This window comes from Rhodococcus sp. BH5, from assembly GCF_027583855.1.
GTDB classification, from domain to species: domain Bacteria; phylum Actinomycetota; class Actinomycetes; order Mycobacteriales; family Mycobacteriaceae; genus Rhodococcus_F; species Rhodococcus_F qingshengii.
In genome coordinates this window covers 22,429-39,552 of the sequence record NZ_JAJHVW010000004.1, presented here as the reverse complement: position 1 = coordinate 39,552, position 17,124 = coordinate 22,429, and the positions used below count along the sequence as shown (strand labels likewise).

Genomic DNA, 17,124 nt, shown 5'->3' with positions numbered 1-17,124 from the left:
ACGTATCGAGCCAGGAGTCGCTGCATCACCTAGATTTGAAGAGGTGAGCGCACAAGATCTGTCCATCGAACTCCGCCGAGCGCTGTCAGGCGTGGCACGCACGCCGCGTCTGCTCGTAGCCTCCGACTACGACGGGACGATGGCACCCATCGTCGCCAACCCGGACAAGGCGTATCCCCGCGCGGAAACGGTGCGTGCGCTCCGCTCTCTCGCCAGCCTCGCGTCGACGACGGCTGCCGTGATCTCGGGCCGCGCCCTCAAGGATCTGGCTGCGTTGTCCCGACTTCCCGCCGAAGTGCAATTGGTCGGCAGCCACGGCTCCGAGTTCGACATCGGATTCGTTCACGCGATCGACGCCGACGCCAAGAAACTGCTCGACGAGATCGTCACCGAGTTGGGCCGAATCGCCGCCGACACCCCTGGGGCAACGGTGGAGAAGAAGCCCGCCAGCGTTGCACTGCACGTACGCAACACCAGTGCCGACGACGCCGAGAAGGCGCTCATCGCCGTCCGCACCGAATCGGCACTCTGGCCAGGCGTTCAGGTCACCGAGGGCAAATCGGTGGTCGAGTTGGCTGTCATCGCCACCGACAAGGGGCACGCACTCGACTTGATTCGCCATCAGGACGGCGCAACCGCTGCCGTCTTCATCGGGGACGACGTGACCGACGAAAAGGCGTTCAGCAGGCTTCAGGGGCCGGACATCGGAATCAAGGTCGGCAGCGGGGACACCGTCGCCGACTATCGCGTCGACAGCACCGAGGACGTCGCCGCTGCTCTGGCGTTCCTGCTCGACGAGCGTCGTACGTGGCTTTCCGGCGCCGACGCTCCGCCCATCGAGCGGCTCTCGATGCTCGCCAGTCCGCGCACCGTCGCTTTGGTGACCCCGGATGCGACGCTGACCTGGTTGTGTCACCCGGAACCGGATTCAGCGGCCGTCTTCGCACACCTTCTCGGCGGAACCGGGGCCGGCCACTTCTCGGTCGGGCCTCGACGCACAGCCTTGCCGCTGAGCCAGAAGTACATCGACAGCACGATGACAGTTCAGACCCGCTGGGCGAGCCTGTCCGTCACCGACTACCTCCCCCACGACGTCCCACAGGGACGAACCGACCTGACCCGCATCATTTCCGGTCAGGCCGACGCGATCGTCTCGTTTGCACCCCGTCCCGAGTTCGGCCAGGGTCAGGTCACGCTCGAGGTCGTCGACGAGGGCATTCGGGTCCTCGGCACCAACGAGCCGTACGTACTCCGCTCCCCCGGTGTGCTGTGGAACATCGCCACCGACGGAAACCAGCAGACCGCCCACGCCATCGTCGAGCCGTCCAAGGGTGACGTCGTCCTCGAATTGCGCTGCGGAACAGAAGAAATCGGCCCTTCCGACGTTCCGGAGCTCGAGCGTCGAGCGACCTCGGAGGCCTACTGGTCCGATTGGGCCAAGACGCTCGAACTCCCGAAGCTGAAGCCGGACTTGATGAAACGCTCTGCACTGACCTTGCGCGGGCTGGTCCACGCCGATTCCGGTTCCATCATGGCTGCCGCGACGACGTCCCTGCCGGAAGAGATCGGCGGAGTCCGCAACTGGGACTACCGCTATTGCTGGTTGCGCGACGCCGCCCTCACCGCAACAGCTCTCGCGAGCGTCGGATCCACCGACGAGGCCGAGAACTACCTGGACTGGGTACACCGCGTGCTCGAAACACTGCCGGGACCCGAGCGCCTGCACCCCCTCTACACGCTCTACGGGACTTCGCTACCGCCAGAGGCCGTCATCGATTCACTCCCCGGATACGCCGGCTCCCGGCCGGTCCGCGTCGGAAACGCCGCGAATCAGCAGGTTCAACTGGACGTGTTCGGCCCGATCGTCGAGCTCATCGTCGAACTGGCGAATGCACGCGAAAAGGCCGGTGATCCCGATCCTTTGAGCGACCGCGACTGGGAACTGGTGTGCGCCATGGTCGAAGCAGTGCAGCGGCGCTGGTTCGAACCCGATCACGGCATCTGGGAAATTCGCGACAACCCGCGCCACCACGTCTATTCCAAGGTTATGGGCTGGGTCACCGTCGACCGCGCCGTCGATCTTGCGACCCGCTTTTCTCGCGAGGCTCTGCCGGAATGGGCGGAACTGCGTGACCAGATCGCCGACGAAGTACGACACAAAGGCTGGAAGGACGACGTCCAGTCGTACACCGCGGCCTACGACGGCACCGATCTCGACGCGGCGACTCTGCACATCGGACTGTCGGGGCTGATCGATCCGACGGATCCGCGCTTTGCAGCGACCGTCGTAGCCACCGAGGCCGAACTACGCAGCGGCTCAACGGTATACCGCTACCATCACGACGACGGCCTGCCCGGCATCGAAGGTGGATTTCATCTCTGTGCCGCCTGGCTCGTCGAGGCATACCTACTGATCGGGCAACGCCTGCAAGCAGAGGCACTGTTCGACCAGTTGGTCGCGGCAGCGGGTCCCACCGGACTGCTCGCGGAGGAGTACGACCCCATCGCGGAACGCTCACTGGGCAACCACCCCCAGGCGTACAGCCATCTGGGCTTGTTGCGCTGCGCCCAACTCCTGGCGTGAGCGCTACCCCTTGATCCGACCTGATGTTCGCCCGGCCAGTAGTTCGGTGTCGAGCATCTCGACTATCGGAACGCCGGATCCGGACGGCGACATCAGGAGCGCACCGGCACGCCGGCCCTTCTCTTCCTGGGGCTGGCGCACCGTTGTCAGTGATTCGCGCAGCGCCTCATCGACGCCGTCGAATCCGGTGATCGACAGTTGGCCAGGTACATCTATGCCCTGCCAGCGCGCCCAGTCCAAGGCGCCGAGAGCCAGCACGTCGGTGGTGCAGACCAGTGCGGTGATCTCGGGGTTGGTCGCGAGAGCTTCCGCCGCCGCCGAGTGCCCGGACTGCGATGTGTGGACGTACCGCTCGATCACGGTGAGTGAGAGTGGGTCCATGTCGGACGCCACCATCGCGTCGCGCACTCCTTCGATCCGCTCACGCTGGACGTGGAAGTGTGGGGACTTGAGTCGTTCCTGGCTGACGACGCCGTCCATCCGGTCGCGCCCCAGCCTCATGCAGAGCACGCCGATGTCGCGGTGGCCGAGCCCGATGAGGTAGTCGGCGACCTTGCGCATGGCAGCGCGGTCGTCGATGCCCACGAGGGATGCACCGGGAATCTCGCGGGGCTGGTCGCAGACGACGATCGGAATGTGACGCTCGAGCACGGCAGCGAGATACGGGTCGTCGTCGGCCACCGAGTAGACGACAAAGCCGTCGACGCCCGCCTGCTGGACCACGGCCGCAGCATCCACCTCGTCGCGGCCGGGCCCGGCCGGGATGAGCAGCAAGCCCTGGCCGGCGTCCTCACATGATTCCGAGAGACCGGCAAGGAAGCTCATGGCGGCCGGGTCGCGGAACGAATAACTGAGTGCTTCGGTGAGCAGGAGACCGACGGCGCCGGCTTTGCGAGTTCGCAAGGAGCGGGCGACCGGATCAGGTCCGGGGTATCCGCGTCGCTTGGCCGCTTGGAGCACTCGATCCCGCAGCTCGACGGAGAGCTGATCGGGTCGGTTGTACGCGTTCGAGACTGTAGTTCTCGACACATTGAGCTCGGCGGCAAGCGACGCCAAAGTGGCTTGACGGCGTGGCTGACGGGACCGGGGCATAAACGGACGTTAGCCGTAGTGCCCGCAGACGGCGCGTTGGGGCTGAACCGAAGGTGAACTACCAGCGACTATGCGCTAATGTGTAACGGTAACGGTTTCCAATAGCATTTAGCCCAGCCTTTGTTCAGGAGAAAAGCACGTGCGTTCGTCGTCGAAATTCCGCACCGCCACCGCCCTCGCGGCCGTCTCGGTCGCCGCAGCATTCGCGCTCACCGCGTGCAGCTCAACCTCCTCGAAGGACGACGGCATCACCGTCGTCGCATCGACGAACGTGTGGGGCGACGTCGCGCAGGCCGTCGCCGGCGACAAGCTGACCGTGACGTCGATCATCAACGAGCCGTCCGCGGACCCGCACTCGTTCGAAGCGACTCCCGCCGACGCCGCCAAGATCACCGACGCATCGCTCGTCGTCTACAACGGTGGCGGCTACGACCAGTTCATCACCGACGTCCTCGACGCAGGCAAGGGCGAGCAGAAGACGGTCAACGCCTACAACCTGCTCGACGGCGGCATCCACGCCGGCGAAACCGCGGGCGAATCGCATGACGGTCACACCCACGGCGCAGTCAACGAACACGTCTGGTTCGACATCCCGACCGTCGACGCCGTCGCACATTCGGTGGCCGATCAGCTGAGCGCTCTCGATCCGGACAACGCGGCGACCTACGAGGACAACGCGAAGGCATACAGCCAGAAGCTCGCCGGCGTCACAGCGATCACCGATTCCATCGCCGCTGCCCACGCAGGCGCACCGGTGGCGCAGACCGAGCCGATCGCGCACTACCTCCTGGTCGCAGCTGAACTGAAGGACGCAACTCCCGAAGAGTTCACCAGTGCCATCGAAGACGGCAACGATCCTTCACCGGCCGCAATCGCCGCAACGCGCCAGCTCCTCTCGGAGAAGCAGGCCCGCGCACTGGTCTACAACATCCAGACGCAGGACAAAGTGACCCAGGACATGCGCACCACAGCCGAAACCGCCGGCGTGCCCGTCGTCGAGGTTACGGAGACTCTCCCCGAGGGCCTGGACTACATTCAGTGGCAGACGCAGACCGCGGAGTCGCTCGCAAACGCCCTCTCTGCCCAGTAATTATTTGCCCCACCATTTCCGAGAAGAACCGATCGGCTTGTGACAGAAACTTCCGCGAATACTCCTGTGCCCCCTGGTAACACCGTGCCTTCTGGTAACACCGCGCCTTCAGAGGCCTCCGTGCCCGCTGTGACGCTGAAGGACGCTCGATTGTCCTTCGGCGCCCGCACATTGTGGGACGGGCTCGATCTCGAGGTACAGCCAGGTGAGTTCATCGCCGTACTCGGGCCGAACGGGTCGGGCAAGACCTCGCTCCTGAAGATTCTGCTGGGCCAACTACAACTCAGCGGCGGCAGTGCACAGATCGTCGGCACGCCGGCACGGGCCGGGAACTCACACGTCGGGTACATCCCGCAGCAGAAATCCATCGACGACGGCCTCCCGCTCCGAGGCCGCGACCTGGTCGGCCTCGGCGTCGACGGTCACCAGTGGGGTACGGGCCTACTGCGTCGGGGTCGTCGCCGCAAGATCGTCGACGACGCCATCGCACAGGTCAGCGCCCAGTCGTTCGCCGACGCTCCCATCGGTTCCATGTCCGGCGGTGAGCAGCAGCGACTGCGGATCGCACAGGCTTTGGTCGGCGACCCGCGGATCCTGTTGTGCGACGAGCCGCTGCTCAGCCTCGACCTCGCCAACCAGCACCTGGTCTCGACGCTGATCGACAAGCGGCGGCGCAGCCATGACACCGCGGTGCTGTTCGTGACGCACGAGATCAATCCGATCCTGCCGTTGGTGGATCGAGTGCTCTATCTGGTGGACGGCAAATTCCGGATCGGGACGCCGGCCGAAGTGATGACGTCCGAAGTTCTCTCGGATCTGTACAACACCGACGTCGAAGTGTTGCAGGTTCGTGGCCGCCTCGTCGTGATCGGCACCGGCGACGCCATCGACGCGCTCGGCAGCGCCGGCGGACTACGCCCGGGAGAAGGCGTTCACCATTCTGATGAGGATCACCACCAGTGAGTAACAAGTTCACCGACGCGATGTCGCGGATGTTCGACGTGTCCGCCACCGTCGACCTACTGCAGTACGACTTCGTCCAACAGGCGTTGATTGCCGGTGCCATCCTCGGATTATTGGCCGGCATCATCGGGCCGCTGATCGTGAGCCGTCAGATGTCGTTCTCGGTGCACGGAACGAGTGAGCTGTCACTGACGGGCGCATCCGCCGCACTTCTCGTCGGTGTGGGCGTCGGCTTCGGTGCCATCGTCGGATCCGTGGTCGCAGCAGTGCTGTTCGGACTGCTCGGAGCCAAAGCGCGCGACCGAGATTCGGTGATCGGCGTGATCATGGCTTTCGGTCTCGGCCTGTCGGTGTTGTTCCTCTGGGCGTACGACGGTCGCACGGGAACCAGCTTCTCGTTGTTGGTCGGACAGATCGTGGCGCCGGGAAACAGTGGTCTCGAACTTCTGCTGCTGTGCGCGGTCATCGTGATCGGCACACTCGGATTCATCTACCGCCCTTTGCTGTTCGCAAGCACCGACCCCGAAGTTGCTGCAGCTCGCGGTGTTCCGGTTCGGACACTGTCGATCGTGTTCGCAGTGTTGGTCGGCATCACCGCAGCACTCGGCGTACAGATCGTCGGTGCTCTGCTGGTGATGTCGCTGCTGATCACCCCCGCAGCGGCCGCCGCGTACGTCACGGCAAGCCCACTCAAGGCCACGATCCTCTCCGTCGTGTTCGCCGAACTGGCAGCCGTCGGCGGCATCCTTCTCTCGCTGGCCCCCGGCGTTCCCGTCTCGAGTTTCGTCACCTCGGTCTCGTTCGTGATCTACCTGATATGCCGACTCTTCGGATCCGCACGTCGCAAGAATGCCGGACGGATTCCGGCGCACGCCTGAACACCGAGAGCCCATACCTACCTAGAATCGAGGTATGGGCTACAGCGTTGATCTGAACAGCGACCTCGGCGAGGGCTTCGGAGCCTGGACCCTGGGCGACGACGACGCCATGCTCGAACTTGTCACCAGCGCGAACATCGCCTGCGGATTCCATGCCGGCGACCCGACGACGCTGTTGGCGACTTGCGAATCCGCCGCCACCCGCGGCGTGCGGATCGGCGCGCAGGTGGGGTACCGAGACCTCGCCGGTTTCGGCCGACGCTTCATCGACGTCTCCCCGAAGGACCTCACCGCCGACGTCATTTATCAACTAGGGGCACTCGACGGTTTGGCCCGTGTCGCCGGATCGCGGGTCACGTACGTCAAACCCCACGGCGCGCTCTACAACGCAATAGTCCATCACCGACGGCAGGCGCGGGCCGTGGTCACCGCCGTCGTTGCCTACGACAGTTCGCTACCTGTTCTCGGACTACCGGGTTCGGTGTTCCTGGAAGAGGCGCGCGAAGCCGGTCTCGACGTGGTCGCCGAGGCTTTTGCCGATCGTGCGTACACGGCGGAAGGCACCTTGGTCCCCCGCACCGAGTCGGGCGCCGTTCTGCACGACCCGACGCTTGTTGCAGAACGGGTTCGGCGAATGGTCGTCGACGGCGAGTTGGACGCAGTCGACGGGAGCACGTTGAAAGTCGCTGCCGCATCGGTGTGCGTGCACGGTGACAGTCCGGTAGCCGTCGACATGGCCGTGGCAATCCGCGCTCTCCTCGAATCTTCCGACGTCGAGATCACGCCGTTCACATGATCGCGATCCTGCCCGCCGGTGAATCCGCAGTCCTCGTCGAGTACGACGAACTGCCGAGTGTGCTGGGCAACTTCAGGGCTCTCGACGCCAGTCGGATCCCCGGAGTGATCGACCTGATTCCCGCGGCGCGAACCATCTTGATCGAGTACGACAACACGATCACCGCGCACCAACTGGTGGAGAAATGGGTACGTGGGGCCGTACCGATCGAACTCACAGCAGACGAGAGCGGGTCTGCTGTCGAGATTCCGGTCCGCTACGACGGCCCCGATCTCGTAGAGGTGGGCAAGCTGACCGGCCTCGGGGTCGACGGTGTGATCGACGCTCACACGGCTGCGTCGTGGACCGTCGCGTTCATCGGTTTCGCCCCCGGCTTCGCGTATCTGACCAGCAACGAGAGAAAGCTCGAAGTTCCACGTCGATCGGACCCGCGCAGGCAGGTCCCGGCCGGTGCAGTCGGGTTGGCCGGACCGTTCTCGGGCGTCTACCCGCGTAGTTCCCCAGGCGGGTGGCAGTTGATCGGAACGACTGAACTGTCGGTGTGGGATGCCGAGCGCCGCCCGCCGGCGCTGCTTCTACCCGGCACCACAGTCACATTTGTCCGTGCATGATTTTGGTGCAAGCATGATTTTGGTGTCTTCACCGCGCTGTTGCGGGACAATGGATTCATGGCCTGGCTCGAGGTTGCGCGTACCGGCCCGCTCGCCACAGTTCAGGACCGCGGGCGGAGAGGCTACGGCGCCCTCGGGGTCGGAAGATCCGGCGCCGTCGACATGATCTCGCACGACAGCGCCAACAGACTCGTAGGCAACACTTTTCGAGCAGCAACCATCGAAGTCACCGCTGGGGGTTTCGCTATGCGGGCCGTCGGTTCGATGACGGTGGCAGCGACAGGCGCGCGGGTGCCGCTGGCCGTCGACGGACGGCCGGCACCTGACTACGCGAGCATCCATCTGGGTAGTGGCAGCATTCTCGAATTGGGTTACAGCACAACCGGGTTGAGAACGTACATCTCTGCACGCGGTGGCGTCGACGTCCCGCAGGTACTCGGAAGCAGATCCACCGACACGCTCTCCGGAATCGGGCCGCCGCCGCTCGCCGCCGGCGATCTGCTCCTCCTCTGGGCCGAGGAAGGGACGTGGCCCACCGAAGGGTTGATTCCACCGCCGGCACCTGCACTCGGCGCAGTTCCGATCGAGATCACGCTCGGCCCCCGAAATTCCTGGTTCACCGCCGCATCCGTTCACGCGCTCCTTCACACCACGTGGAAAGTCACCGAACACACCAACCGAGTCGGGGTCCGGCTACAGGGCCAAGGGCCTTTGCATCGCTCACACACCGAGGAATTGCCGAGCGAAGGCGTCGTGACGGGATCCATCCAGGTGCCACCAGGCGGCCAGCCCGTCGTGTTCCTCGCCGACCATCCCGTGACCGGCGGATACCCGGTCATCGCCGTCGTTTCCGACGCCGGGATTGCGTCGCTGGCACAGCTGCGGCCCGGCAGCACCATTACCTTCAAGGCCACTACTCGGCCGTCGTAGCGCTGATAGTCTCAGCCGCGCCAGCAATGCTGCCGGCGGCGCTCGGCCGTCGCCAAAACCTGAAGGACTGTCACACTATGAGCCCTAAGAGCAGCACACTTGCTCTCGGAATAGCGTCACTGATCACTGCTGCACTCGTCTTGTCCGGATGCAGCAGTTCGGAAAGCGGCGACGCCGTCTCCAGTGATACCAACACCAGTGAGACCACTGCTTCCGAAAGTTCTGCATCCTCGCCGTCTGCCGCTGCCGCGACGCCGACTTTGCGGGACGGAACACCGTTCATCGGTGAGCGGACGACGATCGAAACCGGCGACGACCCCGAAGCGCCGAGCATCAGCGTCAGCCTCCCGCCGAGCTGGACTCACGGCGAGAACATCCCTGCCGGCGTTACGGACGCGTTGTCCAGCAACAGCCAGGAACCCAGCGGTTTCATGCCGAACACCACGGTGACGGTCGAAAACCAGGGCACCGCAACAAAAGACGAGGTTCTTGCCGCTGCGCGTGAAACGATCGCCACTCTCGACGGGTGGACCGAGGTGAAGTACACCGAGATCGACGTCGACGGACAGCAGGGTTTCCGCCTCTCCGGAACCTGGACCGCCCCAAACCTGGACGTTCCGCTCTACGCCGTCATGACGGTCGTCGCTTACCAAGCCGACGACAACTCGCCGGTCTACCTGGTCAGCTTTGCAAACCAGTTCACCGACACGACGAACATGCAGACCTCCAACCAGGTGGAAGAAATCAACACCTCGATCGAATTCGGCTGAGCACCTGATGGTTTGAATATCCGATCTCCGAACAACCGCGGCGGGCCGAGACTACGACAGTCTCGGCCCGCCGTTTCACAACTCTCGCCTAGCTCGAACCGAACAGGCCGCTGAGGGAACCGAGGCCACCACTCAACGAGCCGAGCGATCCGGTTCCGCCACCGGTTCCGGGGCCAGTGGGATCAACCGGATCGACCGGGTCAACCGGATCGACCACATCCGCGGCGCGGACAGTGATGGACGGGCCCAAGTTGGCGAAATTCGCACTCGACTGGAATCCGTTGCCCATCACCGTGGCACCTACCGCCAATCCACTTCCGTACACGGTTCCCGGCGCACACGAAGCAGTGACCGTGTAGCTGGTCTTCATGGTCACCGGTTTGCTGCCGTTGTTGATCCAGCCGGCACTGGTCACCTCGACCGTCGTGGCTGTCAGTTCCGGCGTTTCAGTGGTTTCGGTCATTGTCCCGCCAACGTGAAACTTCGTGACCTTCGCCGAGCCCGGGACAAAGGTCAAGCACGCGGCATGCGTCTCGGTGAACCTGCTGATATATCCGTCGATTCCGCTCTTCTTCGACACCGTCGTGTAGGTGATCGTGTCACCGACCTTCGGGGACGCATTGTCCACGGTCCGAGTAAATGTGTAGGCACCGGAAGTTGCTGTCTCGGCAGTCGCGACTCCCGCACCCAGCGCGCTTGCACCCACAGCAAGAGCGATCACCCCCAAACCAACACCAACGGTGGACAGATTACGATTCCTGGATCCGAACTTTGCCACGAACAATCTCCACTCTTCGAGGTTCCAGGACAACTGAATTCGTTGATTACTGAAACTTGTTGCAACCCGACTCCCGAAGTACGATACAGTCGACCTGGACATTCGCCCAGCTTTTCGTCGAAATAGTCGACAATCAGTTAACAGCAGGCAATCGACACCGAAAAAGTCCTCTCAATTCGGACTTTTCCGTAAATTCTGCCGAACTGATACATAGGCAAGCGTCCGATAGGTTTCAATGGTTACCGCGGCGCAACCTTTGAAGAGTCATCCCATCGCCGTCAGCGTGAACCCCTCGAACGGAGAATTTCATGTCACGTTTTTCAATGCGCAAAACACTCACCGGAATCGCAATCGCTGCACTTGCCACCAGCGGACTCGTGATGACCGCAGGCACCGCGAGCGCCGATGCCACCCACCCGTCCGCGGCAACGGTCAACTCCTCCAACGTCCGGATCACCAAGAGCATCGTGGGCGACGGCGAAGTTGCACCCGGCGGCAAAGTCACCGTGCGCACGGTCATTTCCACAACAGGCCACCCCGAGCGTTACGTCGACCAGTTCGTCGACCGCTACCCCGCCACGTTCAAGTACATCCAGGGCACGGCAACGGTCAACGCGTGGCACTTGATCGGCGGTCAGAAGACCGAATCCGTCACGCCTTCGGTTGACACTGCCGCCCGAACCGTGAATGTGCCCAGCACCGGCTGGCTGATCTCACCCACCGGAAGCAAGACCGTGACGATCGAGGCACAGTACCTCGTCGCCGACGATGCACCGATCGGTTCGTACCAGGAAATGTCGAGCTCGATCGGTATCTCGACGTTCAATACCGAGCAGAACATCAGCGGCGTCTACGCCAAGATCCGCGCCAAGAACCCCGGCGAGGCGGCCGCATCAGGCTCGGCAGATCTGGGCTTCGGCTCTTCGGACGGCGAGGGCGGAACCGGTTCGGCCGGATCCTCCATCCTGGACAACCCGGCCGGCTTCATCTCCGACATCATCAGCGGTGTCCTGGCCAACGGCAGCTGATTCACTCGCTCCGCCTGCTCCACCTGTAAACACTCCGTCGGGGAATGTGTTCGAGGGTGGCATCGAGTCTTCGGACTCGGTGCCACCCTCGGTCTTTTGTCGCGACCGCACTCCCTCGCGCCCTGCGTCAAAGAACCAAATAGGAAAGCATTACCTAAGTCATTCGCGGTATGATCCACCGATGAGTTCCACAGGATTTCCGTACTGGGCTGTGCCGGCAGGCCGGTACGTTCCGCTCCCCTTCTCGATGACGACGTCCACCATCGGGCGTGATCAGAAGCGCGCGTGGCGTGAGATCCGCCATCCCGAACACGAACTCCTCTGGGGCGCTTCCGGCGAGATGAGCGCGTACATCGACGACGTTCGTTGGCAGATACCACCGACGGTCGGCATGTGGATTCCGGCTGGAACTCCACGGCGCATCACGCTCGGCGCATCCACCGAGGCTCGCTTCACCTATTTCCGGCCCGAGTCGTTCCCCCACCCGTGGACAAAGCCCGCGATCATCGGCATCGACGACGTGGTCAAGACGATGCTCATCCATCTGCACCAGCGAAATATGCCTACCGCGGCTCGCTTGCGCGCCGAATCCGTAGTCTTCGACACGCTCGCGCCCATCGAGGCGGCTGATGTCGCAGTACCGATGCCCGCCGATCCCCGGGCCCTCGCCGTTGCACGCCGCCTGATCGCCGACCCCGCCGATCAACGCGGGCTTGCCGATTGGGCCTACGTGGTAGGCGGAAGCCCCCGCACCCTGAGCCGCGTGTTCTCTCAAGGCACGGGGATGTCCTTCACCGAGTGGCGGATTCAAGTTCGCGTCCGCGCTGCGATGTCTTATCTCGCTGCGGGCGTTCCTGTTTCGACGGTAAGCCGTCGCGTCGGATACGAAACCCCCAGCGCCTTCACCAGCGTGTTCCGCAAGGTCACCGGACGCACACCGAAGAACTACTACTCGGACGCGTGCGAGTTGTCAGCCTAACTGGTCAGAACCCGTTCATCTTCGAGACCAGTTCCGCGAAAGCATATTTCACGCTCAGCGACGTGGGTGACGCCAAGGCCATGACTCGCGCCAGACCGAGCTGCTGAATCAGCCTGCCGTCCTTGACTGCCGGCAGGTCGGCAAACAACTTGTCCCCCATCAATCCGGGGAGCCCCTGACCACTCGCGTCGTTGAGCACGATGACGTCCGCGTCCAGTTCGTTGTACTGTTCGCGCGATGCAGTCACCGACCCCTGGGTGTCGCCGCACAGCTCTGCGCTTCCGGCCGACTGCTTCAGTCCGAGCTGGGACATCAGGATGACTCGGCCGTCGTCAGCGCAGTAATTGGTGAGGCCGTCGATGTTTCCCGAGAGGAAGGTCAAGGTTTTCCCGTTCAGATTGGGGGATCCGGCAGCCAGGTCGGCTATGGAATCGTCAGTTTCCTCGATCAGCTCGGCGGCCCGCTTCGGTTGGCCGAGTACTGATCCGATGGTCGACAACTGTTCCTGCCACGTGGTCGCCCATGCGGTCTCCTTGAACGGAATGGTGGGTGCGATCTGGGAAAGACGTGCATAGTCGTCTTCGGTGATTCCCGAGACCACTGCGATGATCACGTCCGGCTCCAACGCCAGGATCTGCTCGAACGGCACACCGGACGTGCTGTCGAGCAGCGTGGGTTCGACATCGCCCAACAATTCTTCGTCCCACGGCAGGATGCCGTTCTCCAAGCCTGCCCCACTGAACGACTCCATGGCGACGGGTGTCTTGCCCAGTGCGAGGACCGAATCCTGGCTGTTCCAGCCGATCGTCACGATCCGCTGAGGTTCGGTCTCGATGGTGGTCGACCCGTACGCGTGATCAACGGTGACCGGCAGCGCGCCGGCCTCGGCCAACTGCGTCGTGCCCTCCGACGCTGTTGACTCGGTGCTGCTCTGGCAGCCTGCGAGCAGGGCAATCGCGGCCAACGCAGCCACTATTCGGGTAGTGCTCTTCATCTTCTGTCAGCTCTCTTCGCAAACGTACTTTGTTTCGACCAGCCAGGTATATCGAGACCCGATCCCGGTAATGGGGTGTCGATACTCCATCTGTCCGCTGCCGCGTAGCCCTTGGCATCTGCGAGCACTTTCCGCACTCGCACCGGCTCTACCGTAGAACTGCACAACGAGTGTTCAGATCTGGGCGAGGAGTTTCACGAGTGTCAGCGCTGCCCGAAACTCGTTCCGGTCCGATGGAGATGATCCGAGTCGGATCATTCTCCTCCGGACGCGGCCCGCGACTGGTTGCAGCCGTCACCGGGCAGGCGTCGTATCAGGTAGCTCAAGCCCTCATCCCGGTGCTGATCGGCACCGTCGTCGACCGGGCAATCGGAAAGTCCGACAGCACAGCACTTCTCGTGTGGCTTGCGGTGCTGTGTGCTCTGTTCGTGGGACTCGCTCTGTCGTGGCGCATCGCAGTTCGCCTGAACACGCAGGTCTTCGTCTACGGCGAACACGACCTACGACTGAATGCTGCCAGACGAATACTCGATGCCAGAGGGATGAAAGCTCAGCGTTCGACCGGTGAAGTTCTCACCATCTCTACCTCGGATGCCTCACACGTCTCGGGCTTCTCCTGGGTTGTCGCCGAACAGGGCTCGGCATTTGCGGGGCTCGCCGCGGCAGTGATTTCGCTTGCCTTCGTTTCGTGGCCGCTCGCACTGATCGTCGTACTCATCACCGCTGCGCAGCTCATATTCATCCACAAGATCAGCGGTCCGTTGGACGAGCGCGTGTATGCAGAGCAGAAGAAGGCAGCCGAGGCAGGCATGCTTGCAACGGATTTCACGCTGGGACTGCGGGTACTGAAGGGTTTCGGGGCTGAACCCACCGCCCTGTCGCGATACGTCAACGCGAGCCGGGAGTCGATGAAGGCAGCGATCCGGACGGTCAGAGCAATGTCCAGCCTGACCGCGCTCAATTCCGGGGTCTCCGCGTTGGTGCTGGCTTCGGTTGCGCTTGGAGCCGCGTGGATGGCGCATCAAGGCACGATCACCGTGGGCAACTTCGTCACCGTTGTCGGCTTGAGCAGAGTGATTGCCGGTCCGATGGAAACGCTGGGGTTCTTCGGTGCCGAACTCGCTGCCAAGCGAGGTTCCGCGCGCAGACTGTCCGAACTGTTGGCCGAGCCACACCTGATCGAATCGCTGGCCCCCACGGCCGCGACCGAACCTGCCAGAACTGAAGACGCCCTATTGATTTCGGCGGACAACGGAACCGTCGTCTCAGCTCGCCGCGGAGAAGTGGTGGGTGTGCGCGCTGACGATTCCGCCGACCGACTGGCACGACAACTCGCCTATCAGACCCCGCTCGCCCCCGACTCTTACTTCGTATTCGGCACCGATGCAACCGACCTCGGCCCGGACGGAGTTCGTGATCAGGTGTTCGTCTCCGCCCATGAAGGAACCGTGTTCACCGGCACCGTCTTCGACAATCTGGCTGCACCGAACGTCGACTCGTCGGCAATGACGTCATCTGCGCTCGACGACGTGTTGACGCATCTGCCCGACGGCCACCTCTCCGAGGTAGGCGAGCAAGGAAAAAAACTCTCCGGAGGTCAACGCCAACGCCTTCTCCTCGCCCGCGCTCTCCATCAACCCCAGCCGATCCTGGTCCTCCACGAACCCACCACTTCCGTGGACTCTGTCACCGAGCATCGAATTGCACACTCCCTGAGAAACTTCCCCGACAAGGCCATTCTGGTGATCACCTCGAGCCCGACCCTGCTCCATTCGTGTGACCGTGTCGTCACGATCGACCACGGCGTTCGGGAGGGAGAGTCGCTGTGACCGATACCCTTCCGGATGCATCTGCTGTTCCGGTTGCATCCGCCCTGCCGATCGCGTCGACCAAGCAGACCGTCCGCGCATTGATCGCACTGCTTCGGCCACGCAAGCGAGCGCTCGCACTCACGACCGTCGTGCTTCTCTCTGCTACGGCCTGCGGCCTGTCCACCCCGGCACTGCTCGGACTCATGGTCGATGCGGTCACGGAGGGCAAACCGTTTGCCTCACTCCTGCGTATCACCGCGTTCATGCTCGGCGCAGCGGCAGCAGGAGTTGCGCTGACCTGGTGGAGCACACAGCTTCTGGCGAACGTCGCGCAGAACGTGCTGGCCGATCTTCGCGAGGACGTGTTCGCCGCCACCCTCGCGCAGCCGTCGTCACTGGTCGAGGATGCCGGAACCGGTGATCTGATTTCCCGGGTCTCGGGCGACGTCGAAGCGGTAAACACCGTCATCGCGCGAGTACTACCCGCCACCGTGTCTGCCCTGTTCATGATTTCACTGACGCTTGTCGGTGTGGGAGTGATCGATTGGCGCTTCACCGTGGCAATCGTTGCCGTTGCGCCGATTCACTATTTCGCTCTTCATCATTTCCTCCGACGCTCCGGACCCGTCTACCGACGCTCTCGCGCTGCGCAGGCCAGGCGGGGACAACAGCTCATCGAAACTCTGGGTGGTGCAGGCACTGTCACTGCCCTGCGGCGAACAGACGAGCATATCGGCCGAATCGCCGAGACCTCCGAGCATGCCATCAGCTTCGACATGCAGGCAGTTCGCCTGCGCACCAACTTCTTCGCCCAACTCAACGGCGCCGAACTGCTCGGACTGGCCGCCGTCCTGAGCGTCGGCTACTGGCTCGTGACCACAGGCTCGGTGTCCATCGGGGCCGCTACCGCCGCCGCCCTCTACTTCCACAGTCTGTTCAGCCCCATCGCGGTATTTCTCTCGAACATCGACGAATTGCAGGATGCGGGTGCCAGCCTGGCTCGCCTGATCGGAGTCACCGCGATGCCCGGGCGGCCCACGAGCATTCCTGCCTCGGCTCGGTCCGAACCCATCGGCGTCGAGGTGGACCGGGTTTCCTACTCGTACGACAACTCCACCCCGGTGATCGATTCGATCTCGATCTCGATCGCACCGGGGGAACGAATCGCCGTCGTCGGAAGCAGCGGCGCCGGAAAGACCACGCTCGCCAAACTGATTGCCGGCATCATTCCCGTCGGGGACGGGCGAATCACCGTCGACGGCACACTGATTGACGACCTGAGTGATGCCGAACTTCGGCACGAAGTCGTCCTCGTCAGCCAGGAAGTTCACGTGTTCGTCGGGACGATCGCCGACGATCTCCGGTTGTGTGCACCGGATTCGGACGATGCGAAGATCGCCGAAGCCGTCGACACGATGAAAGCTCAATGGATTCATGAACTTCCGGACGGACTCGAGACCAGGGTCGGGGCCGGTGGGTACCAGTTGACGGCAGCGCAGGCACAGCACATAGCCCTCGTCCGACTGGCTCTGCTCGATCCTCCCGTCGTCATCCTCGACGAGGCGACTGCCGAAGCCGGAACCACCGCAGCCGGTCTACTCGATCAGGCAGCCGAGCTAGCAGTCACCGGCCGGACCGCCGTGGTGATCGCACACCGGCTGAGCCAAGCAGTCCGCGCCGATCGCATACTCGTCATGAGCGGTGGCCGCGTAGTCGAGAGCGGGACACATGACGAACTGATCGGCGCGGACGGTTCCTACGCTGCACTGTGGGAAGCCTGGTCGGTACGGAGCTAGAACCCCGCCAGACTCACCCGAAAG

Annotated in this window: 15 protein-coding genes; 12 read left to right on the top strand and 3 right to left on the bottom strand. The window is 63.2% G+C overall.

Going from position 1 to position 17,124, the window contains the following annotated elements; genetic code table 11:
- The first annotated feature begins 43 nt into the window (after positions 1 to 43).
- The gene (gene otsB, locus RhoBH5_RS11925) at positions 44 to 2,584 is read left to right on the top strand and encodes a trehalose-phosphatase (protein ID WP_270008341.1); all 2,541 of its coding nucleotides are present in this window, start codon (positions 44 to 46) and stop codon (positions 2,582 to 2,584) included.
- A gap of 3 nt (positions 2,585 to 2,587) precedes the next feature.
- Here otsB and RhoBH5_RS11920 read toward each other — a convergent pair whose 3' ends face one another.
- The gene (locus RhoBH5_RS11920) at positions 2,588 to 3,676 is read right to left on the bottom strand and encodes a LacI family DNA-binding transcriptional regulator (RefSeq protein ID WP_007733995.1); all 1,089 of its coding nucleotides are present in this window, start codon (positions 3,674 to 3,676) and stop codon (positions 2,588 to 2,590) included.
- Between the two features lie 139 nt (positions 3,677 to 3,815).
- Here RhoBH5_RS11920 and RhoBH5_RS11915 point away from each other — a divergent pair, with 139 nt between their 5' ends.
- From RhoBH5_RS11915 to RhoBH5_RS11885, 7 genes are all read left to right on the top strand, one after another.
- A complete protein-coding gene (locus RhoBH5_RS11915) occupies positions 3,816 to 4,766 on the top strand; it encodes a metal ABC transporter solute-binding protein, Zn/Mn family (RefSeq protein ID WP_042920537.1) in 951 nt (316 codons plus the stop codon).
- A gap of 120 nt (positions 4,767 to 4,886) precedes the next feature.
- Positions 4,887 to 5,729, top strand: coding sequence for a metal ABC transporter ATP-binding protein (locus tag RhoBH5_RS11910; protein ID WP_020723636.1), 843 nt, complete (start codon positions 4,887 to 4,889; stop codon positions 5,727 to 5,729).
- The gene (locus tag RhoBH5_RS11905; protein WP_270008340.1) at positions 5,726 to 6,607 is read left to right on the top strand and encodes a metal ABC transporter permease; all 882 of its coding nucleotides are present in this window, start codon (positions 5,726 to 5,728) and stop codon (positions 6,605 to 6,607) included. The genes RhoBH5_RS11910 and RhoBH5_RS11905 overlap by 4 nt, the downstream gene beginning before the upstream one ends.
- Positions 6,608 to 6,641: 34 nt before the next feature.
- Positions 6,642 to 7,403 carry a LamB/YcsF family protein gene (locus RhoBH5_RS11900; protein WP_270008339.1) on the top strand — a complete coding sequence of 254 codons (762 nt, stop codon included), beginning with the start codon at positions 6,642 to 6,644 and terminating at the stop codon, positions 7,401 to 7,403.
- A complete protein-coding gene (pxpB, locus tag RhoBH5_RS11895; RefSeq protein ID WP_080961071.1) occupies positions 7,400 to 8,014 on the top strand; it encodes a 5-oxoprolinase subunit PxpB in 615 nt (204 codons plus the stop codon). The genes RhoBH5_RS11900 and pxpB overlap by 4 nt, the downstream gene beginning before the upstream one ends.
- A gap of 57 nt (positions 8,015 to 8,071) precedes the next feature.
- On the top strand, positions 8,072 to 8,944 hold the full coding sequence (locus RhoBH5_RS11890; protein ID WP_270008338.1) for a biotin-dependent carboxyltransferase family protein: 873 nt from the start codon (positions 8,072 to 8,074) through the stop codon (positions 8,942 to 8,944).
- Between the two features lie 77 nt (positions 8,945 to 9,021).
- Positions 9,022 to 9,714, top strand: a complete 693-nt coding sequence (locus RhoBH5_RS11885; protein WP_039973380.1) for an LpqN/LpqT family lipoprotein — start codon at positions 9,022 to 9,024, stop codon at positions 9,712 to 9,714.
- An 88-nt stretch (positions 9,715 to 9,802) separates the two neighbouring features.
- Here the strand turns inward: RhoBH5_RS11885 and RhoBH5_RS11880 are convergent, their stop codons facing one another.
- On the bottom strand, positions 9,803 to 10,492 hold the full coding sequence (locus tag RhoBH5_RS11880; RefSeq protein WP_270008337.1) for a hypothetical protein: 690 nt from the start codon (positions 10,490 to 10,492) through the stop codon (positions 9,803 to 9,805).
- 308 nt (positions 10,493 to 10,800) lie between these two features.
- Here RhoBH5_RS11880 and RhoBH5_RS11875 point away from each other — a divergent pair, with 308 nt between their 5' ends.
- Positions 10,801 to 11,520, top strand: a complete 720-nt coding sequence (locus tag RhoBH5_RS11875; protein WP_003945935.1) for a hypothetical protein — start codon at positions 10,801 to 10,803, stop codon at positions 11,518 to 11,520.
- A 181-nt stretch (positions 11,521 to 11,701) separates the two neighbouring features.
- Positions 11,702 to 12,499 carry a helix-turn-helix domain-containing protein gene (locus tag RhoBH5_RS11870; RefSeq protein ID WP_270008336.1) on the top strand — a complete coding sequence of 266 codons (798 nt, stop codon included), beginning with the start codon at positions 11,702 to 11,704 and terminating at the stop codon, positions 12,497 to 12,499.
- 4 nt (positions 12,500 to 12,503) lie between these two features.
- On the opposite strand, the gene RhoBH5_RS11865 is transcribed toward RhoBH5_RS11870, so the two are convergent.
- On the bottom strand, positions 12,504 to 13,493 hold the full coding sequence (locus tag RhoBH5_RS11865) for an iron-siderophore ABC transporter substrate-binding protein (RefSeq protein WP_003945426.1): 990 nt from the start codon (positions 13,491 to 13,493) through the stop codon (positions 12,504 to 12,506).
- Between the two features lie 200 nt (positions 13,494 to 13,693).
- On the opposite strand from RhoBH5_RS11865, the gene RhoBH5_RS11860 reads away from it, so the two are divergent.
- Together RhoBH5_RS11860 and RhoBH5_RS11855 are read left to right on the top strand one after the other, a co-directional pair.
- Entirely contained in the window at positions 13,694 to 15,322 is a 1,629-nt protein-coding gene (locus RhoBH5_RS11860; RefSeq protein WP_075832090.1) for an ABC transporter transmembrane domain-containing protein, read from the top strand.
- Complete coding sequence (locus RhoBH5_RS11855; protein ID WP_270008335.1) at positions 15,319 to 17,100, top strand: ABC transporter ATP-binding protein; 1,782 nt, start codon at positions 15,319 to 15,321, stop codon at positions 17,098 to 17,100. The genes RhoBH5_RS11860 and RhoBH5_RS11855 overlap by 4 nt, the downstream gene beginning before the upstream one ends.
- Positions 17,101 to 17,124: the final 24 nt, after the last annotated feature.